Raw genomic sequence first — 18,485 nt, 5'->3', positions numbered from 1 at the left:
CCCTCGTGAGCCTGGTCATAACGGATGTCGTTAGCCATGCTCATTAGTTAAGCTAACTACTGTGACGGAGCGGACGGTGACGGCGGAACGCGTGCCACCGGCGCAGCTGGCTCCCCAGCTGCGTGATGCGATCACCCGACTCAACCGGCGGGTCCGACAGGCCCGACCGGTCGGCGACCTCACGGTCACCCAGGTCTCCGCGCTCACCAGCCTGCGGCTGGCGGGCGCGATGACACCCCGTGAGCTGGCCGACGTGGAACGGGTGCAGCCGCCGACGATGACCAAGATCGTCGGGAAGCTGGAGGACCGCGGCCTGGTGCGGCGGACACCCCATCCGACCGACGGGCGGCAGGTCATCCTCGCGGCGACCGAAGGAGCGCAGGCCGTGCTCGACCAGTTCGAGCGGGCCCGCGACGAATGGCTGGCCCACCGGCTGGCCGCGCTCGACGAGGACGAACGGGAGACCCTGCAGAGGGCCGCCCAGATTCTTCAGCAGCTCGCTCGCGCCTGAGCCGCGCCCGCGCCACCGGGTCCGTGCCGTCACCTGTCGATGACGCGTACGTCCGAGGAGGCGCACCAAGAGTGCAGGCGAAGCTGAGCACGATGTTCCAGTCCCTACAGGTCCGCAACTACCGGCTCTTCGCATCCGGGCAACTGATCAAACTGATCGGTGTCTGGATGATGTTCATCGCCCAGGACTGGCTCGTCCTCGACCTCTCCGACAACTCGGCGACCGCGCTCGGCGTTGTCACCGCCTGCCAGTTCACCCCGGTGCTCCTGCTCACCCTGTTCTCCGGCCGGCTCGCCGACCGGTACGACAAGCGGGTGCTGCTCTTCGTCGCCAACGCCTTCTGGAGTGTGCTGGCGCTCGGCATGGCGGTGCTGGTCCTCACCGACCTGGTGCAGCTCTGGCATGTCTTCGCCTTCGCCGCGCTGCTCGGCACGGCCAACGCCGTGGAGACCCCGGTCCGGCAGGCGTTCGTCTCCGAACTCGTCGGCACGCCGCTGCTGCCCAACGCGCTGTCGCTGAACGCCGCCGTGTTCAACTCCGCGCGGATCGTCGGCCCGGCCGTCGCCGGCCTGGCGATCGCCGCGTTCGACGTGGGCCCGGTCTTCCTGTTCACCGCCCTCAGTTCGGTCGCGCCCCTGGTCAACGTGGTCCGGATGCGGACGGCCGACCTGCATCGCGAGGCCCTGCTGCCGCGCGACGAGCGGGCGTCCGCACGGGTCGTCGATGGGCTGCGGTACGTGTTCCGTCGCCCCGACCTGCTGCTGCCGATGGCTGTCATGTCGGTGATCGGCATGTCGCTGTTCAACTTCCAGCTCACCCTCGCCGCGCTGGCGAAGACGGTCTTCCACACCGGTGCCGCCTCCTTCGGCCTGTTCAGCACGGCGCTGGCCGTGGGCGCGCTCGGCGGCGCGCTCAGCGGCACCGGTCGGCGCAGCCGGCCGTCGGTCTGGCTGGTGCTCGGCGCGGCGATCGCCTGCGCCAGCTTCGGCACCCTGGTCGGCCTCGCCTCGACGTACTGGCTGGTCGTGGCCCTGCTGGTGCCGACCGGCTTCTTCATGGTCTTCTTCGCCCAGGCCGCCAACCAGCGGGTCCAGTTGGGCGTGGACGCGGCCTTCCGGGGTCGGGTGATGGCGCTCTGGGTGCTGGTGTTCCTGGGCACCAACCCGGTCGGCGCGCCGCTGATCGGCTGGGTCGCGGAGCACTACGGTGCCGGTGCCAGCATCTGGATGGGTGGGCTCATCTCGCTGGCCGCCGCGGTGATCGCCCTCACCTGGCAGCTCCGCCACTCCGGTGCCCGGCTGCGTTTCCGGGTGCTGCCGATGCCCCGCTTCTACGTCACCTCCACCGACTGCTGAGGTTTACCACCGGCTCCGGCCGCGTCCGGTTGCGCGGATGACGCGGATGCGGCCAAACCGGTGGCGGGGTGGCACGGTGGGGCTTAGCGTCGATGCGTGGGGATCGGACACGCGCTGATGCTGGCCCTGGCGTTCCTCGCCGTGGCCACGCTGCCGGCGGCGTTCGCCCTGATCTTCTGCTACGACGAGATCCTCGACCGGGTGGTCTGCGGCTGGTCCGAGTGGCGTGACCGTCGACGGGAGAGGCGCACGATCGCCACCCTCGACCGCGCCATCGAGGCCGACGCGCTGACCCGCGACATCGACCTCAGCGAGTTCGACAACGTCGACCGCCGGCCACTTGAGCAGATCGCCGCCGACCTGCGTCGTCTCGGCGGTCAGCGGGTTGGCGGCAGCGGTCGCTCGATGGTCTGGGACAGCGCGCTGCTCCAGGCGTACGACGACCGGCTTCGTCTCGCCTGCCGCGCCCTCGGCATCGCCGAGCACCTCGCCGAGCTGGAGGGCGTCGACCAGGAGATCGAGCGGGTCCGGGTGGAGGGCGTGCTGCACGCCGCCGGTCTGGCTCTTCCGGCGGCCCGCCCCGGGCAGCGGCAGCGGCACCGCTGACCCACCCGCCCGTCGGTCACGTCCGATCCGGTTGCCCGGTGGCCTGGGCAGCGGGTTGGGATCCGGTGTGCAGCACCGCGCGGGCCTGTTCGGCGGCGCGGACGACGCTCTCGCTGATGAAGTCGAGAAAGCGGGCGATGTTCTCCAGTCGGGCGGCGGCGGGGGTCTGCGGGCCGAGGATGGCGACGCCCTGGCGCGCGGCGGCGACGAGCTGGTCGTTGGCCCGGGCGCTGGCGATCGTCGCCTGGTAGAACAGCTCGTTGTCGACCACGTAGCGGTCGCGGCGACGTTCGTCGCGTTCGCGGCGGACGAGGCTCTGGCTCTCCAGAAAGGTGATCGCCTTGGAGACGGACGCCGGGCTGACCTGAAGACGTTGGGCGAGCTGCGACGCGGTGAGGCTGCCCGAGTCGGTGATGAACAGGTGGGTCAGGACCCGAGCCGCCATCTTGGGCAGGCCGGAAGCCATGAGGACCGTGGTGAACGTCTCCCCGTACTCCGCCAGGGCCCGGGCGTCACGTCCATGCTCCTGAGGGAGCGCGGTGGCCCCCGGTGAGGTGACTGTCCTGCGCCGCTGGGCGCGACGTTCGGTGGCGCGGTGGGCCAGCTCGGCGCGGTACGCGGTGGGGCCGCCGTTGCGCATCACCTCACGGGTGACTGTCGACGTGGGACGGTCGAGGCGCCGGGCGATCTCAGCGTAGGGGAGGCTGTCGATCAGCCCCAGCGCGATCTGCTGGCGCTCCTGCTGACTGAGTCTGCCTCCCGGCATCACGATCTCCCCGGTGATTCCTCGTCGCCTCCGCTGACTGCTCCACCATAGCGTTCACCCTCCGGCTGTTGCAACGCCGATAGCCTTCGTCGTTGCGTTAGATCCAGAGTCGTTGCAACAGTTTATGCGTTGTGAACTGCTCTTATGTAACTTCACCGCAACGGGCTTGTTGTTAGGTTTTGGAAAGCAACGTAGCGTTTCCTGTGTCAGAAAGAGCTGTGAGCGTAGGAGAAGACGATGCAGACGTTCGACACCCCCGCCCCCATCTCGGCCGTCCTCGACATCCCCGCCGGACGAATCCAGTTGATCGCCGCGGACCGCGCCGACACCGTCGTCGAGGTTCTGCCCACCGACCCCTCGAAGAAGCGCGACACCAGGGCCGCCGAGCAGACCACTGTCGCCTACACCGATGGCGTCCTGCGGATCACGGCCCCAGCCCCCGGCAACCCGCTCGTCGGCCCGGCCGGGTCGCTCGAGGTGACCGTCCAGCTTCCCGCCGGCTCCACGATCAAGGCCAGGACCGCCAGCGCCGAACTTCGCGGCGTCGGGCGACTCGGTGACATCGCCTTCGACGGGGCGTACCGCCAGATCAAGATCAACGAGGTCGCGAGCCTGCGGCTCACCGCGATCGACGGCGACGTCGAGATCGGCCGGCTCAACGGCCCTGCGGAGATCAGCACCGCTCGGGGCGACATCCGGATCGCCGAGGCCGTGAGCGGCGCGGTCGTGCTCAGCACCCAGTCCGGCGACATCTCGGTCGGTGCCGCCGCCGGCGTCTCCGCCGCACTCGACGCCGGCACCGGTCACGGTCGGGTCAGCAACGCCCTCAAGAACCACGGCGCCACGACGCTCGACATCCGCGCCACCACCGCCCAGGGCGACATCACCGCCCGAAGCCTCTGAACCCCACCACGACCACCCGACAGGAGTACGACATGAACCCAGCTACCAGCTCCCCATGGACCGGAATGGTATCGGTCGACGACACGGCCCTGGCCGTCACCGACAGCGGCGGCCCCGGCCTCCCGGTGGTCTACCTCAATGGTCAGTTCGCCACCCAGGGCTACTGGCGGCGGGTCATCGCCGAACTGGGCACCGAGTTCCGGCACATCACCTACGACGAGCGGGCTCGCGGCAGGAAGTCGGGGCGCTCAACCGACTACTCGTTCGAAGCTGCCGTCCGGGACGTCGACGCCGTGCTCGCCGCCCGGGGGGTGGCCCAGGCGGTGGTGGTTGGCTGGTCCTACGGAGCGGTGGTCGGGGCGCACTGGGCCAACCGGAATCCGGAGCGTGCCGTGGGCGCGGTCCTGGTCGACGGCGCGTTCCCGCACGACTGGCTCGACGAGGCCATGGCGCAACGGATCCGCAGGATGTTCCGACGGATGAACCTGTTCATGCCGCTGCTCCGCCCGACCGGCCTGACCCCACGGATGAACGCGAACCAGATGGCGGACAGCAACATCGAACTGGGCGAACTCTCCCGGGAGCGCGAACTGGGCCCGGTGCTGGACGCGATCAGCGTCCCGGTGCAGTACGTCGTCGCCTCGGGAACGTCCCTCGGCAGTCGCGGGGACGAGCAGGAGCAGATTCGCACCAGCCTCGACGCGGTGACCGCCCGAAACCCCCACATCACCATCGGAGCGAAGGTCGCCAGCAATCACGGTGCGATCCTCAAGAAGGACTTCCGCGCCGTCGCCGAAGCGGTACGCGGAGTCGCCGCCCTCAACCAAACCCCACAAAGGACCCTCAACGAGGATGCGTAGTCGGCCGCTACCCCGCGCCGATCTTGCAGTTTCGGTGGTCGATACGAGCGGATTGCCCCATGATTCCCGACAGAAAGTGCAAGATCGCGGGGCGCGAGCGTGTCGCTCGGGGGCTGAGGTTCGAACGCGCGTGTTGACGGGTGACGCAAGGTCACCCGTCAACACGAGGCGTCAGGAAGATTCGCGGGCGGCCGGGCCGCTGCCGAAGAGCACGTCGTCCCAGCTCGGCAGCCGCTTGCGTGGCTTGCCGTTGGCGTCGGTGGACTCGCCGCCGGTGGCCGCCGCGGCACCCGTGCGGCGGGGCCGCAGCACCGCCAGCGACGGCACGGCCGGCACCTCCTTGGGCGCGTCCGAATCGTCGTCGAAGGCCGAGCCCTGACCGCCGCCGAGCAGCGCGGCAGCGCCGCCACCGACCGGCCGCTGCCGGGGCGCGTCCGACCCGGCCAGGGCAGCCGGGGTACGCGGCTCCAGCCCGCGACCCGACGAACCGCCGAGCGGACGGTCCAGGGAGGCCAGCAGGGCGTCACGGCCGGCCCGGATCGGATCACGGCCAGGGCGCGGGTGCTCGGACGCCGCCGGCAGACCGTGCCCGCCACGACTCGGCTCACCGCGCGACGGGCCCGGCAGGGCGTGCCCGCCGCGCTCCGGTGCCGGCTCCTGACCGAGGATCGGCGTGGGCCGCTCGGCGCACAGGTACTGCGCCATGTCGTCGTGCGGCGTGACCACCTGCCGGGCCTTGTCCATGTCCCAGATGGCCTGCGCGGTGGCCTTGCCCGACGGCCAGGTGGCGATGATCCGCCAGGTGCCGTCATCGCGCCGGTACGCGTCCCAGGAGATCTTCTCGGTGTCGATGCCGTGCTGGCTCAGCCGGCCGTTGACCACCTCGGCGAGCGGGGTGGGCTTCTCCGCGCCCTTGAGGCGGGTGCGCCGGGCGTGCTGGGCGAGCATCGCCCGCTCCTGCAACACCGGGCCGGCATAGCGCAGCACCCGGTCGACCGGCACACCGGCGATCCGGGCGACGTCCTCCGCGGACTCACCCGAACGGATGCGGGCCTGGATGTCCCGAGGGGACAGTGAGGGAACCGGGTCGACGGTGCTCGGTGCCACCGCGAGCGGCGGGGCACCCGGCTCGGGGTGCATCACGCCGGCGATGCGTTCGTCGATGGGCAGGGCGAGAAGGCGCCCGACCTCGTCGGCGAGCACCAGAGCCTGGCCGTCCTCGGAGAGGGCGACGAAGCGTACTGGGCGCATAACGTTGCCTCCGTCCCGCTTCGCTGGCCGCACACCACGAGTCGGCCACCCAGGCGTCTCGGACCACCGTACGCGCATCTGTCTCGGGGTGGGGGAAGCGACACCCCGCATGTCGTGACTGAGCTGCGGCGATGATCACGGTCGGTGTCCGTGGAGGCCCCAACGGACACCGACCGTGACGAACGTCAGAGTCGCTCGACCACGTAGTCGATGGACGCGGTGAGCGCCTCGACATCGGCCGGCTCGACGGCCGGGAACAGCGCCACCCGCAGCTGGTTGCGACCGAGCTTGCGGTAGGGCTCCGTGTCCACGATGCCGTTGGCGCGCAGCGCCTTGGCGATCGCCGTGGCATCCACCCCGTCGGCGAAGTCGATGGTGGCGACCACATTGGAGCGCAGCGCCGGGTCGGTGACGAACGGGGTGGCCACGCTGGACCGCTCGGCCCAGCCGTAGACCGCTGCGGCGCTCTCGGCGGTGCGCTTCGCTGCCCAGGACAGGCCGCCCTGCGCGTTCATCCAGTCGGTCTGCTCGGCGGCCAGGAAGATGGTGGCCAGCGCCGGGGTGTTGTAGGTCTGCTCCAGCCGCGAGTTGTCGATGGCGGTGACCAGGTCGAGGAAGGCGGGGATGTAGCGCCCGGACGCCTTGATCTCGGTGGCCCGGTCCAGTGCGGCCGGGGACATCAGGGCCAGCCACAGACCGCCGTCGGAGCCGAAGCACTTCTGCGGGGCGAAGTAGTAGACGTCGGTCTCACCGACGTTGACCTCCAGGCCACCCGCGCCGGAGGTCGCGTCGACAAGCAGCAGCGAGCCCTCGTCGGCACCGGCCACCCGGCTGATCGGGACGGCCACACCGGTCGAGGTCTCGTTCTGCGGCGTCGCGTACGCATCCACGCCGGACTCGGCGACCAGGGTCGGCGCGGTGCCCGCGTCGGACTTGCGGACGGTCGGCTCACCCAGGAACGGGGCGTCCTTGACCGACTTGGCGAACTTGGCGCCGAACTCGCCGAAGCTGGCGAACTGGGCCCGGTCGCGAATCAGGCCGAAGGTGGCGACCTCCCAGAACGCGGTGGTGCCGCCGTTGCCGATGATCACCTCGTAGCCCTCGGGCAGCGAGAAGAACTCGGCGATGCCGGAGCGCAGCCGGGCGACCTGGTCACGGACCGTCTTCTGCCGGTGCGAGGTGCCGAGATAGGTGGTCGCGACCTCGGCGAGGGCGGACACCGCCTCCGGGCGGACCTTGGACGGGCCGCAGCCGAAGCGTCCGTCGGCGGGCTTGATGTCATCGGGAATCCGGATGATCGGTGCGTCAGCCACGGTCTTGAAGATCCTTCCGCAAGGGCGAGGGCGGGCCCGGCGACACTGCCGGCCCTCATCCTCGCACCCGGACCGGACGACGATGGGCGGGGTCCCGGCGGTCGGTCTGAGTCCTTCGCCACAGTCGGCGCCGATGACCGACGACAACGACCATTGCGCGACCCACCGCATGGACAAGGGCCCTTCCTCGACGCGCGGCGTCGAGGAAGGGCCCTTGTCGACCAGCTCAGACGCCGTGCGGGATGGCCGCCCAGCCCTCGACGTCGGACGGCTTGCGGGTCTCCGGGCCCATGTAGCGGGCGGACGGGCGGACCAGCCGCTGCAGGCGCTTCTGCTCCAGGATGTGCGCGCTCCAGCCGCCCATCCGCGCGCAGGTGAACATCGAGGTGAACATGTGCGCCGGCACCTCGGCGAAGTCCAGCACCACGGCCGACCAGAACTCGACGTTGGTGGCCAGCACCCGGTCCGGGCGGCGGGCCTGAAGCTCGGCGAGGGCGGCCTTCTCCAGCGCCTCGGCGATCTCGAAGCGCGGGGCGCCCAGCTCCTTGGCCGTACGCCGGAGCACTCGGGCGCGCGGGTCCTCGGCGCGGTAGACGCGGTGGCCGAAGCCCATCAACCGCTCACCCCGGTCGAGGACGCCCTTGACGTAGCCCTCCGCGTCGCCGCTGCGCTCCACCGCCTCCAGCATGCTGAGCACCCGCGACGGGGCGCCGCCGTGCAACGGGCCGGACAGGGCGCCGATGCCCGACGAGATGCAGGCAGCCGCGTCCGCCCCGGTGGAGGCGACGATGCGAGCGGTGAAGGTGGACGCGTTGAGGCCATGCTCGGCGGCCGAGATGAAGTACGCGTCGACTGCCTTGACGTGCCGCGGGTCCGGCTCGCCGCGCCACCGCTTCATGAACCGCTCGACGATGGTCTGCGCCTTGTCGATCTCCTTCTGCGGCACCGCCGGCAGGCCGAGGCCGCGGGCGGACTGGGCGACGAAGGAGAGCGCGGTCACCGACACCCGGGCGAGATCCTCACGGGCCTGCTCGTCGGAGATGTCCAGCAGTTGGTTGAGACCCCAGTACGGGGCCAGCATGGCGACCGCGGACTGCACGTCGACGCGGATGTCACCGGAGTGCACCGGCACCGGGAACGGCTCCGCCGGCGGCAGGCCCGGCCCGAACCGGCCGTCGACGAGCAGCGCCCACACGTTGCCGAACGACACCTGGCCGATCAGATCCTCGATGTCGACTCCGCGATAGCGCAGCGCGCCGCCCTCACGGTCAGGTTCGGCGATCTCGGTCTCGAAGGCGACGACGCCCTCCAGCCCGGGTTTGAAATCAGCCATGTCGCTCTCCTGGATCTGGTCGGTGCGCCCGATCGCTCATCCGGCCCGGATCGGCCGAGCGCCTTAGGCGACCCTCAGGGATGTGTTCGCAACATACTGCCTGCTGAGTAAGGGATACGCGACCCGCTGCGACTGTGCTGCACGCGACATCCCCGGACGCGCATTCTCCGTCCGGCTCGGTGAGACTGGGCAGGGCGGGCTGGTCAGCGCTGGAGGGTGCTGGCGGGGCCCCCGAGAAGGAGTGGGGACGTGACGGGCGACACACCCGCCCCGGCCGCGATGCGTAACGAGTACGCCGCGGACCTGGGCCTGACCGAGGCTGACCTGGCCGCCGACTGGCACACCCAGTTCGACGGCTGGTTCGCCGACGCGGTGGCCTTCGGGCTGCCCGAACCGAACGCCATGGTGGTGGGCACCGCCGACTCGGCCGGCCGGCCGAGCGGGCGGACGGTGCTGTTGAAGGGGTACGACCCGGAGGGCTTCGTCTTCTTCACCAACCACCTGTCGCGCAAGGGCGTCGAGGCGACCGCCAACCCGTACGCCAGCCTGGTCTTTCCGTGGTTTTCCATGCAGCGGCAGGTGGTGGTCGCCGGACGGGTCACGCCGGTCGACCGCGCCACGAGCGAGGCGTACTTCGCCAGCCGGCCGCGCGGCTCCCAACTGGGTGCCTGGGCCAGCCCACAGTCGCAGGTGGTGTCGGATCGGGCGGCGTTGGAGCAGCGGTACCAGGAGGCGGTCGAGCGGTTCGCCGATCAGGCCGAGATCCCGACCCCGTCGCACTGGGGAGGGCTGCGGGTCCAACCCGAGTCGGTGGAGTTCTGGCAGGGCCGGGCCGGCCGGTTGCACGACCGGCTGCGCTTCCGCCGCCTCGACGAGGGTGGCTGGATCGTCGAGCGGTTGGCGCCGTGACAGGTGTGCGGGAGACCCGGCCGCGCGCAGCGCGCCGCTGGGCGATCGACGTGCGTCCGCTGCGGGTTCCGGCGTACCGCCGGCTCTGGCTCGGCAACACGGTGGCGATGTTCGGCTTCCAGTTCACCGCCGTCGCGGTGCCGGTGGAGATGTACGCCCTGACCCGGGACTCGTTCTGGGTGGGCCTGCTGGGTGTGGCTGCCTTCGTACCGTTGCTGGTCTTCGGGCTCTGGGGTGGCGCGGTCGCCGACGCCCGTGACCGGCGTGCGGTGCTGCTCGGCGGCTCATTGTTGCTCTGGGCATCCACTCTTGGGCTGCTGCTCCAGGCGGTGCTGGACGTGGGCAGCCCGGTGCTGCTGCTGGCGTTGATGGCGTTGCAGTCGGTGGCCTTCGCGATCAGCTCGCCGGCCCGCAGCGCCATGCTGCCCCGGCTGGTGCCGGAGAACCTGGTGGCGTCCGCCACCACCCTGAACTACACGACCTTCACCGCCGCCTCGGTCGCCGGCCCGCTCGCCGCCGGTCTGATCCTCTCCGCGTCGCCGGACACCACTGTGGTCCTGCCGATCGCCTACGGGCTGGACGCGGTGCTGTTCACCGCGATGCTCTGGGCGGCGCTGCGGCTGCCCTCGCTCCCGCCCGAGCCCACCGCCGACGGCCAGGCCCGGCGTGCCGGTCTGGCCAGCGTCGTCGACGGGTTCCGCTACCTGGCCACCACCCCGGTCCTGCTGCTGTCCTTCGCGGTGGACCTGATCGCGATGATCCTCGCCATGCCACGGGCCCTCTTTCCGGAGATCGCGCACGAGCGCTTCGGTGGTGGTGGCTCGGTCGGTCTGCTCTACAGCGCCATCGCGATCGGTTCGATGATCGGTGGGTTGACCTCCGGATGGATCGGCCGGCTCCGCCGGCAGGGGCTCGGCCTGGTGCTCGCGGTGGTCGGCTGGGGCCTGGCGATCGCCGCGGCCGGGTTGGCCCACCAGCTCTGGTTGATGGTCGTGCTGCTCGCCGTGGCCGGCGCCGCCGACCTGATCAGCGCGGTGCTGCGGCAGTCGATGCTGCTGGTCTACGCGCCGGACCGGATGCGCGGCCGACTCCAGGGCGTGAACACGGTGGTGGTGGCGGGTGGCCCACGCCTGGGTGACCTGCGCGCCGGCACCATGGCCGCCGGGTTCGGTGGCGGGGTGGCCTGGGTGGCCGGTGGGCTCGCCTCCGCGGCGCTCGTGGTGGTGCTCGCTGTCGCGTTTCCGGCGCTGCTGCGCTACCGGGCGGCGACGGCGTCGAGCGACAACCGGACCTGACCGGTTAGTGTCGCCGGCATGGAAAGCCCCGATCCGCGCCCGTTCTCCGGCGCCCAGTGGACCATCTCCGCCGCCGGCCACGAGGCCGTCATCGTGGAGGTCGGCGGTGGGCTCCGGACGTACCGGCACGACGGTGTCGACCTGCTCGACGGGTACCGGACCGACGAGGTCTGCCCCGGTTGCACCGGGCAGGTGCTGGCTCCGTGGCCGAACCGGATCCGCGATGGTCGCTACTCGTTCGACGGGCGGACGCACCAGCTCTCGCTGACCGAGCCGGAGCGGCACGTGGCCATCCACGGGCTGGTCAACTGGGTGCCGTGGCAGTTGCTGGAGCAGTCGGCGGACGCCGTGACGGTCGGGTACGACCTGCCGCCGCAGCCCGGCTACCCGTGGCCGTTGCGGCTGCGCAGCCGGTGGAGCGTCGACGCGGACGGGCTGCGCGCCGAGCACGAGGTGACGAACATCGGCGGGGAGCTCGCCCCGTTCGGCTTCTCCGTGCACCCGTACCTGCAACTGCCGGGCGTCGCGGTGGACGACCTGGTGATGCGGCTGCCCACCCGCAGCCGCGTGCTGGTGGACGGTCGGCTGCTGCCGGTGGGGGTCACCCCGGTGGCCGGCACCGAGTACGACTGGACCAGCCCCCGCCGGATCGGCGCTGCCGTGTTGGACTCCTGCTTCGGCGAGGTGATCCGGGACGCTGACGGCGGTTCGTCGGTGAGCCTCGCCGCGCCGGACGGTTCGGCCGGGGTGAGCATCTGGGCGGACGCCGAGTTCGGCTGGTGGCAGGTGTTCACCGGGGACGCCCTCACCGGCGAGCGGCACCGCCGTTCGGTGGCGATCGAGCCGATGACCTGCCCACCGGACGCGTTCCGGTCGGGCCGGGACCTGCTCACCCTCAAGTCCGGCGCGACCTGGCGAGGTGCCTGGGGCATCCGCCCCGGCGCCTGATGGAGTTCGCCGAGGTCGTCCGCCGACGGCGGATGGTGCGCAACTACGACCCGGACCGCCCGGTCCCGCCCGACGTGGTGGACCGGTTGCTCGACAACGCGGTCCGCGCGCCGTCGGCCGGCTTCGCCCAGGGCTGGGGCTTTCTGGTGTTGGAGGAGTCGGCCGATCGGGAGCGGTTCTGGGCGGCCACCACCCCCGATGGCGGTGGGCGGGAGCGTTGGCTCGCGGGCATGCGCCGGGCACCCCTGATCGTGGTGCCGCACGCCAACGAGTCGGCCTACCTGCGGCGGTACGCGGAGCCGGACAAGGGCTGGACGGATCAGTCCGCGGACCGGTGGCCGGTGCCGTACTGGCACGTGGACGCCGGATTCGCGGCGTTGCTGATGCTGCTCACCGCGGTGGACGAGGGGCTGGGGGCGTGCTTCTTCGGCATTCCGCAGCAGCGGCTCGCCGCCTACCGGGACGCGTTCGGTGTGCCGGCGGAGTACCAACCCATCGGTGCCGTCACAATCGGTTACCGTGCGCCCGACCATCGGTCACCGTCGTTGCGCCGTGGACGTCGCCCGATGGACGAGGTGGTGCGGCGCGGCCGGTGGAACTGACGCGGACGTCCCGTTCGTCCGGTTGAGGATCGGACGAGCGATAGCGAAACTGACATCAGGGAGCAGAACGTAGCGTGCGCTGGGCGGCTAGGCTGGCACGGTCATCGGTGCCGCGCCGCGCGGTGCCCGCCGCGGCCCGGCTCGGCGCCGTCGGTCGGCCCGGCCACGGGGAGGGGAGCGTGCCGTCGTGATCTTCAGAGCGGTCCGGGACGGGCGTCCCTATCCGGAGCACAATCTGACGCTCAAGCAGTGGGCGGAGATCCCGCCGAGGCCACTGCGCCTGGATCAGATGATCACCACGAAGCGCGAGCTGGCGCTGGACAAGCTCCTCGCCGAGGATTCGACCTTCTACGGTGACCTCTTCCCGCACGTCGTGCAGTGGAACGGCGGGCTCTACCTGGAGGACGGGCTGCACCGGGCGCTGCGCGCCGCCCTCCAGCAGCGCAACCAGATCCACGCGCGGGTGCTGGTGCTCTCCGAGCCCATCGAGTGACGAGCCCTTCTTCCCAGCGCTGAACCTTCGTTAGGGTGGCGTCCATGACCGCTGCGCTGGATCTGCTCGACCTGGACCCGTCGCTCAGCGAGGAGGAGCGGCAGATCCGCGACGTCGTCCGCCAACTCGTCGACGACCGGGTGCGACCCCACGTCGCCGAGTGGTACGAGGACGGCCGGGTGCCCGCGAGGGAGCTGGCCCGTGAGTTCGGCAAGCTCGGCCTGCTCGGCATGCACCTGACCGGCTACGGCTGCGCCGGCGCCTCCGCTGTCGCCTACGGCCTGGCCTGCCAGGAGTTGGAAGCCGGCGACTCCGGCCTCCGCTCCCTGGTCTCCGTGCAGGGGTCGCTGGCCATGTACGCCATCTGGCGCTACGGCAGCGAGGAGCAGAAGCAACGGTGGCTGCCGTCGATGGCCACCGGCGAGGCGATCGGCTGCTTCGGCCTGACCGAGCCGGATCACGGCTCCGACCCCGCGTCGATGGCCACCCGGGCCCGCCGCGACGGCGACGACTGGGTGCTCGCCGGCGGGAAGATGTGGATCACCAACGCCCCGATCGCGGACGTCGCGGTGATCTGGGCGCGCACCGACGAGGGCGTACGGGGTTTCGCCGTACCCATGGACACCCCCGGCGTCTCGGCCCGCGAGATCCGCCGCAAGATGTCGCTGCGCGCGTCGGTGACCGGTGAGATCGTGCTCGACGACGTCCGACTCCCGGGCGACGCCCAACTACCCGAGGCGGTCGGGCTCAAGGCCCCGCTGAGCTGCCTGACCGAGGCCCGCTACGGCATCGTCTGGGGCGCGGTCGGCGCGGCTCGCGACTGCCTCGAAACCACACTGGCGTACGCGAGCACCCGCACCCAGTTCGGTCGCCCTCTGGCCGGGTTTCAACTCACTCAGGCGAAGCTCGCCGACATGGCCGTCGAGTTGGTGAAGGGGCAACTGCTCGCGCTGCACCTGGGCCGGCTCGCCGACGCCCGGCGGTTGCGGCCCGAGCAGGTCAGCGTGGGCAAGCTGAACAACGTGCGGGAGGCGCTGGCCATCGCCCGGCAGTGCCGGACCATCCTCGGGGCCAACGGTGTGTCCGGCGAGTACCCGGTGATGCGGCACGCCAACAACCTGGAGAGCGTGCTGACCTACGAGGGCACCTCGGAGATCCACCAACTGGTCATCGGGCAGCGACTGACCGGGCTCTCCGCATTCGCCTGACCTGCTCGTTTGTCGCTTCCTGGCGCTCGCCGCGCGACTGTCGTATCGGGGCCGTACCGTCATTGACAGACGACGTGTCTGACGAGGACGGTGAGCGTGATGGCCCGCGACGCTGGCAGCAACGAGCCCACGAGAGAGTTCCCCGGTTACCCGACCGGTGACGATCTCAAGGCGCGGTCGACCGCGACACCCGGGTGGACCACGGAGACGCCGGGTGGCCCCGGCGAGCCGGCCGGCCCCGGTGGACCTGGAGGCCCCGGTGGCCCGACGAGCGGTGGCGACGGCCCCGTCGGTGGTGGTGGTGGGGCGGCCCGCGGTCTGCTCCTGCTGCTCGGCGCCGCCGCGCTGGCCGTGGTCGTGCTGCTCGGCATTCAGGCGACCGGCATCCTGCCGGAGTTCCGCAACCCGTTCGCCAAGGAGCAGACCGACCGCAGTCAGCCACCGCTGCTGAAGTCGATCCAGGACCTCAGCCGCTACGTGGCCGCGGAGGGCAACTTCCAGGTCGTGGTCGACACGCAGAACGACCGGCGCAACGTCCCGGACTTCCTGCTCAACGAGCGCACCCTGTTCGTCGGGGCCGGCAGCGTCGAGGCGTACGTCGACTTCACCAAGATCGGTGAGGGCGCCGTCGTCCAGTCCGCCGACGGCAAGTCCGTCGAGATCAAGCTGCCCGCGCCGCAACTCGGTGAGACCAACCTCGACATGGAGAAGAGCTACGTCTTCGCCGAGCAGCGCGGTCTGCTCAACCGACTCGGTGACCTGGTCGGCAACGACCCCAACCGGCAGCAGCAGGTCTACCAGCTCGCCGAGGAGCGGATCACCGCCGCCGCCCGGGACAGCGGGCTGTCGGCGCGAGCCGAGGAGAACACCCGCAAGATGCTGGAGGGGCTGCTCCGCTCCCTCGGCTACCAGCAGATCACGGTCACCTACATCGCCCCCTGACCTGCCCTCCGTACGCCGAAGCGCCCGCCCCGACCTCCGTCGGAGCGGGCGCTTTCGGTTCCGTGGGGGTGTGGGGCGGGGTCAGTGTCCGGTGGACGCGAGGTAGCGGTCCTCGTTCGGCATCAGCACCCACAGGATCAGGTAGACGATCACCTGCGTGCCGGGCAGCAGCAGAGACAGCAGGAACAGCAGCCGGACCATTCCGGCCGACATGCCGAACCGCCGCCCCAGACCGGCGCAGACACCAGCGATCATGCGCCCCTCGCGGGGTCGAACCAGTTTGCGACTCATCGTCGTACTCCCACTCTGCGGCGGTGCGCCGCGTCTGCAATCCACGGTAGAAGGGGATAGCCACCTCGCCCTCGGTCCCGAGGAGGAGTGGCGACCCGTGGACCCGTAGGTGCTTTACCCGGGTAACCCCTCGCTGACGCCTCCCGCGAGCCCGTCCGTCGCGGCCGTCTGGTGCGCGCCGCTCGTCGCGGCCGTCTGGCGCGCGCCGTCTGCAGCGGCCTCCCCGATTTGCTCGCCCTGTCCCCGCGCCACGTGCCGGCGCCGAGTCTGCGCGGTGTGCTCTGGAGCTGATGTCGCAAACGATTCAGCGTCTCGCAGGGAGATCGTGCTCGATCCTGGTTGTAGTGGCATCGAACGCGCGTTGACACCACTGGATCCTGGATCGAGCACGATCTTGCGAGCGGGGACCGGGCGAGCGGGCGGGGCGCGGGGCGGGCGGGAGATGGCGGTCGGGTGTTCACGTGCCGGACCGGGTCGGCGGTGAGCTGGGCGGGTAGGCTGATTGATCGGCCTTCCACACCCCGGGAGGCCGGCACCCATACCCCGGACGGTCACAGCGGGGCCGCCAGACCGGCGGTCACGACCCGGCCGGGTCCCGTACGCCGGGACGACGGCGAGGAAGCGCAGCCATGATCAGTGTTTTCGACCTCTTCAGCGTCGGTATCGGGCCGTCCAGCTCACACACGGTGGGGCCGATGCGGGCCGCGCGGACGTTCGTCGGGGGGCTGAAGGCCGACGGGCTGCTCAGCGACACGGCGCGGGTGCAGGCCGAGTTGTTCGGCTCGCTCGGTGCCACCGGGCACGGCCACGGCAGTGGTCCGGCGGTGCTGCTCGGGTTGGCCGGCGAGTCGCCGGAGACCGTCGACACGGACACCGTCGGCCCTCGGGTCGAGCGGATCCGGGCCGAGCGGCGGATCAACATCCTCGACGCGCACGAGATCGACTTCGACCCGGATCGGGATCTGACGCTGCACCGCCGCCGGTCGTTGCCGTACCACCCGAACGGGATGACCTTCGCGGCGTACGACCGGACCGGCGCCGAGCTGCGCAGCCGCACCTACTACTCGGTGGGTGGCGGGTTCGTGGTCGACGAGGCCGCTGCCGGGGCGGACCGGATCAAGCCGGACAGCACCGTGGTGCGGTACCCCTTCCTGACCGGGGCGCAACTCCTCGACGTCACCACCCGCACCGGGCTGTCGATCAGCGAGGTGATGCTCGCCAACGAGCGTTCCTGGCGCAGCGAGGCGGACATCCGGGCCGGTCTGCTGGAGATCTGGCGGGTGATGCAGGAGTGCGTGCGCAACGGCTGCGAGCGCGACGGCGTACTCCCTGGGGGGTTGAAGGTCCGGCGGCGCGCGGCGGAGCTGCGGCGTGGCCTGGAGGCGGAGGCCGGGTCGGCCGACCCGCTGCACGCGATGGACTGGGTGACGCTGTTCGCGCTGGCGGTCAACGAGGAGAACGCGGCGGGCGGCCGGGTGGTCACCGCGCCGACCAACGGCGCGGCCGGGATCATTCCGGCGGTGCTGCACTACTACACCCGGTTCGTGCCGGACGCCGATGACGAGGGTGTGGTGCGGTTCCTGCTGACTGCGGGCGCGATCGGTGTGCTGTTCAAGGAGAACGCCTCGATCTCGGGCGCCGAGGTGGGCTGCCAGGGTGAGGTCGGTTCGGCGTGTTCGATGGCGGCGGCGGGGCTGGCCGAGGCGCTCGGTGGCACCCCGGAGCAGGTGGAGAACGCGGCCGAGATCGGGATGGAGCACAACCTCGGGTTGACCTGTGACCCGGTGGGTGGCCTGGTGCAGATCCCCTGCATCGAGCGGAACGCGGTGGCTAGCATCAAGGCGATCACGGCCGCCCGGTTGGCGTTGCGCGGCGACGGGGTGCACAAGGTGTCGCTGGACAAGGTCATCAAGACCATGCGGGAGACGGGCGCCGACATGAAGGTCAAGTACAAGGAGACGGCGCGCGGCGGTTTGGCCGTCAACGTGATCGAGTGCTGAGTCCGGTCGATTCGGGGCAATCGTTCACCGACTGCTAACCTGTCGTCCGTTTCAGGAGGCGGGAGGCTGCGGTGACCTCTGGCGTCGCGGCGTTGTGGTCGCACCGCAACTCGCTGCGCATCCTGGTCAGGCGGGATCTCGCGGTCAAGTACCAGCAGTCGGTGCTGGGCTACTTCTGGTCGTTGATCGAGCCGCTCGGCATGGGCGCCATCTACTGGTTCGTCTTCGGGGTGCTCTACTCCCGGGACACCGGTCGGCACCTCGGTGAGGCGGCCGGGTCGTACCCGTTGTTCCTGATCACCGGCATCTTCGCCTGGATGTGGACCAGCTCCGCGCTGAGCGAGGCGACGAACGCGCTGACCGGCCAGTCCCGGCTGATCACCACGATGAACGTCCCGCGTCAGGTGTTTCCGATCGGCCGGGTCACCGGCCGGTTCGCCGAGTACGCGGCCGGCCTGCCGATCCTGATCGCCATCGCGGTGATCTACGCGGTGCACGGTCGGATCCACCCGGGTTGGTCGCTGCTCTCCCTGCCGCTGGCGGTGGCCGTCCAGGCGGTCCTGTTGACCGGGCTCGCCCTGCTGCTGTCCGCCTGGAACGTGCTCATGCGCGACGTGGAACGGCTGATGCGGCTGATCATTCGGGTGCTGTTCTACGCCACACCGATCATCTATCCGCTCAGCCTGGTCCGGGAGTCCGGGCTGCCCGGCTGGCTGAAGGTGGTGTACGAGCTGAACCCGCTGGTCGGGATCTTCCAGCTGCACCACGCGATCTGGTATCCGGACGAGTTCCCGGACGCCCGACTGCTCGCCACCACGATCGCCGGCAGCCTGCTGGTGCTGGCCGCCGGTTGGTGGTCGTTCCGCCGGTTGGAGCCCGCCGTGCTCAAGGAGCTGTGA

The 18,485-nt window shown here is 70.7% G+C and carries 19 protein-coding genes; 14 read left to right on the top strand and 5 right to left on the bottom strand.

Annotation, left to right across the window (positions count from 1 at the left end):
* Positions 1-61 precede the first annotated feature (61 nt).
* The 3 genes from ACZ6NZ_RS02090 (at position 62) to ACZ6NZ_RS02080 (ending at position 2,472) form a co-directional block, all read left to right on the top strand.
* Positions 62-511, top strand: a complete 450-nt coding sequence (locus ACZ6NZ_RS02090; protein ID WP_366605676.1) for a MarR family winged helix-turn-helix transcriptional regulator — start codon at positions 62-64, stop codon at positions 509-511.
* Between the two features lie 71 nt (positions 512-582).
* Positions 583-1,866, top strand: a complete 1,284-nt coding sequence (locus ACZ6NZ_RS02085; RefSeq protein WP_366605675.1) for an MFS transporter — start codon at positions 583-585, stop codon at positions 1,864-1,866.
* A 96-nt stretch (positions 1,867-1,962) separates the two neighbouring features.
* Positions 1,963-2,472, top strand: a complete 510-nt coding sequence (locus ACZ6NZ_RS02080; protein WP_465855004.1) for a hypothetical protein — start codon at positions 1,963-1,965, stop codon at positions 2,470-2,472.
* 16 nt (positions 2,473-2,488) lie between these two features.
* Here the strand turns inward: ACZ6NZ_RS02080 and ACZ6NZ_RS02075 are convergent, their stop codons facing one another.
* Complete coding sequence (locus ACZ6NZ_RS02075) at positions 2,489-3,238, bottom strand: helix-turn-helix domain-containing protein (RefSeq protein WP_465855002.1); 750 nt, start codon at positions 3,236-3,238, stop codon at positions 2,489-2,491.
* A gap of 237 nt (positions 3,239-3,475) precedes the next feature.
* Here ACZ6NZ_RS02075 and ACZ6NZ_RS02070 point away from each other — a divergent pair, with 237 nt between their 5' ends.
* Positions 3,476-4,141: a DUF4097 family beta strand repeat-containing protein gene (locus tag ACZ6NZ_RS02070; RefSeq protein WP_465855000.1), complete on the top strand. Its 666-nt coding sequence runs from the start codon at positions 3,476-3,478 to the stop codon at positions 4,139-4,141.
* A gap of 65 nt (positions 4,142-4,206) precedes the next feature.
* A complete protein-coding gene (locus ACZ6NZ_RS02065) occupies positions 4,207-5,001 on the top strand; it encodes an alpha/beta fold hydrolase (RefSeq protein ID WP_465854998.1) in 795 nt (264 codons plus the stop codon).
* Positions 5,002-5,172: 171 nt separating this feature from the next.
* Here ACZ6NZ_RS02065 and sepH read toward each other — a convergent pair whose 3' ends face one another.
* The 3 genes from sepH to ACZ6NZ_RS02050 all read right to left on the bottom strand — a co-directional run bounded on the left by sepH (position 5,173) and on the right by ACZ6NZ_RS02050 (position 8,898).
* Complete coding sequence (gene sepH, locus ACZ6NZ_RS02060; RefSeq protein ID WP_366605667.1) at positions 5,173-6,252, bottom strand: septation protein SepH; 1,080 nt, start codon at positions 6,250-6,252, stop codon at positions 5,173-5,175.
* Between the two features lie 185 nt (positions 6,253-6,437).
* A complete protein-coding gene (serC, locus tag ACZ6NZ_RS02055; protein WP_465854995.1) occupies positions 6,438-7,565 on the bottom strand; it encodes a phosphoserine transaminase in 1,128 nt (375 codons plus the stop codon).
* Positions 7,566-7,791: 226 nt separating this feature from the next.
* Positions 7,792-8,898: a citrate synthase 2 gene (locus ACZ6NZ_RS02050; RefSeq protein ID WP_091395245.1), complete on the bottom strand. Its 1,107-nt coding sequence runs from the start codon at positions 8,896-8,898 to the stop codon at positions 7,792-7,794.
* Positions 8,899-9,177: 279 nt separating this feature from the next.
* On the opposite strand from ACZ6NZ_RS02050, the gene pdxH reads away from it, so the two are divergent.
* The 7 genes from pdxH (at position 9,178) to ACZ6NZ_RS02015 (ending at position 15,295) form a co-directional block, all read left to right on the top strand.
* A complete protein-coding gene (gene pdxH, locus ACZ6NZ_RS02045; protein WP_465855902.1) occupies positions 9,178-9,807 on the top strand; it encodes a pyridoxamine 5'-phosphate oxidase in 630 nt (209 codons plus the stop codon).
* Positions 9,804-11,102 (top strand): MFS transporter, encoded by a 1,299-nt coding sequence (locus ACZ6NZ_RS02040; protein WP_465854993.1) that lies wholly within the window; start codon positions 9,804-9,806, stop codon positions 11,100-11,102. The genes pdxH and ACZ6NZ_RS02040 overlap by 4 nt, the downstream gene beginning before the upstream one ends.
* 18 nt (positions 11,103-11,120) lie before the next feature.
* Positions 11,121-12,050 carry an aldose 1-epimerase family protein gene (locus tag ACZ6NZ_RS02035; protein WP_465854991.1) on the top strand — a complete coding sequence of 310 codons (930 nt, stop codon included), beginning with the start codon at positions 11,121-11,123 and terminating at the stop codon, positions 12,048-12,050.
* A complete protein-coding gene (locus tag ACZ6NZ_RS02030; protein WP_465854989.1) occupies positions 12,050-12,652 on the top strand; it encodes a nitroreductase family protein in 603 nt (200 codons plus the stop codon). Before ACZ6NZ_RS02035 ends, ACZ6NZ_RS02030 begins: the two co-directional genes overlap by 1 nt.
* 187 nt (positions 12,653-12,839) lie before the next feature.
* The gene (locus ACZ6NZ_RS02025; protein WP_030329612.1) at positions 12,840-13,145 is read left to right on the top strand and encodes a type II toxin-antitoxin system VapB family antitoxin; all 306 of its coding nucleotides are present in this window, start codon (positions 12,840-12,842) and stop codon (positions 13,143-13,145) included.
* A gap of 44 nt (positions 13,146-13,189) precedes the next feature.
* The gene (locus ACZ6NZ_RS02020; protein ID WP_465854987.1) at positions 13,190-14,353 is read left to right on the top strand and encodes an acyl-CoA dehydrogenase family protein; all 1,164 of its coding nucleotides are present in this window, start codon (positions 13,190-13,192) and stop codon (positions 14,351-14,353) included.
* A 99-nt stretch (positions 14,354-14,452) separates the two neighbouring features.
* Entirely contained in the window at positions 14,453-15,295 is an 843-nt protein-coding gene (locus ACZ6NZ_RS02015; RefSeq protein WP_465854985.1) for a DUF4230 domain-containing protein, read from the top strand.
* 81 nt (positions 15,296-15,376) lie between these two features.
* Here ACZ6NZ_RS02015 and ACZ6NZ_RS02010 read toward each other — a convergent pair whose 3' ends face one another.
* Positions 15,377-15,586, bottom strand: coding sequence for a PspC domain-containing protein (locus ACZ6NZ_RS02010; protein WP_030486383.1), 210 nt, complete (start codon positions 15,584-15,586; stop codon positions 15,377-15,379).
* A gap of 629 nt (positions 15,587-16,215) precedes the next feature.
* Here ACZ6NZ_RS02010 and ACZ6NZ_RS02005 point away from each other — a divergent pair.
* Positions 16,216-17,586, top strand: coding sequence for an L-serine ammonia-lyase (locus ACZ6NZ_RS02005; RefSeq protein WP_465854982.1), 1,371 nt, complete (start codon positions 16,216-16,218; stop codon positions 17,584-17,586).
* Positions 17,587-17,657: 71 nt separating this feature from the next.
* On the top strand, positions 17,658-18,485 hold the full coding sequence (locus ACZ6NZ_RS02000) for an ABC transporter permease (protein WP_433315376.1): 828 nt from the start codon (positions 17,658-17,660) through the stop codon (positions 18,483-18,485).

The sequence above is a fragment of the Micromonospora sp. NPDC047756 genome (assembly GCF_055587245.1).
Note: the sequence above shows the minus strand (reverse complement) of the source record. Positions and strands in the feature narration are given on the sequence as shown.

Excerpts from the sequence above, each read along its gene's own strand:
- ACZ6NZ_RS02075 (WP_465855002.1), bottom strand. The coding sequence starts at position 3,238 with ATGCCGGGAGGCAGACTCAGTCAGCAGGAGCGCCAGCAGATCGCGCTG.
- ACZ6NZ_RS02070 (WP_465855000.1), top strand. The coding sequence starts at position 3,476 with ATGCAGACGTTCGACACCCCCGCCCCCATCTCGGCCGTCCTCGACATC.
- ACZ6NZ_RS02065 (WP_465854998.1), top strand. The coding sequence starts at position 4,207 with ATGGTATCGGTCGACGACACGGCCCTGGCCGTCACCGACAGCGGCGGC.
- sepH (WP_366605667.1), bottom strand. The coding sequence starts at position 6,252 with ATGCGCCCAGTACGCTTCGTCGCCCTCTCCGAGGACGGCCAGGCTCTG.
- ACZ6NZ_RS02050 (WP_091395245.1), bottom strand. The coding sequence starts at position 8,898 with ATGGCTGATTTCAAACCCGGGCTGGAGGGCGTCGTCGCCTTCGAGACC.
- pdxH (WP_465855902.1), top strand. The coding sequence starts at position 9,178 with ATGCGTAACGAGTACGCCGCGGACCTGGGCCTGACCGAGGCTGACCTG.
- ACZ6NZ_RS02035 (WP_465854991.1), top strand. The coding sequence starts at position 11,121 with ATGGAAAGCCCCGATCCGCGCCCGTTCTCCGGCGCCCAGTGGACCATC.
- ACZ6NZ_RS02030 (WP_465854989.1), top strand. The coding sequence starts at position 12,050 with ATGGAGTTCGCCGAGGTCGTCCGCCGACGGCGGATGGTGCGCAACTAC.
- ACZ6NZ_RS02020 (WP_465854987.1), top strand. The coding sequence starts at position 13,190 with ATGACCGCTGCGCTGGATCTGCTCGACCTGGACCCGTCGCTCAGCGAG.
- ACZ6NZ_RS02015 (WP_465854985.1), top strand. The coding sequence starts at position 14,453 with ATGGCCCGCGACGCTGGCAGCAACGAGCCCACGAGAGAGTTCCCCGGT.
- ACZ6NZ_RS02010 (WP_030486383.1), bottom strand. The coding sequence starts at position 15,586 with ATGAGTCGCAAACTGGTTCGACCCCGCGAGGGGCGCATGATCGCTGGT.
- ACZ6NZ_RS02005 (WP_465854982.1), top strand. The coding sequence starts at position 16,216 with ATGATCAGTGTTTTCGACCTCTTCAGCGTCGGTATCGGGCCGTCCAGC.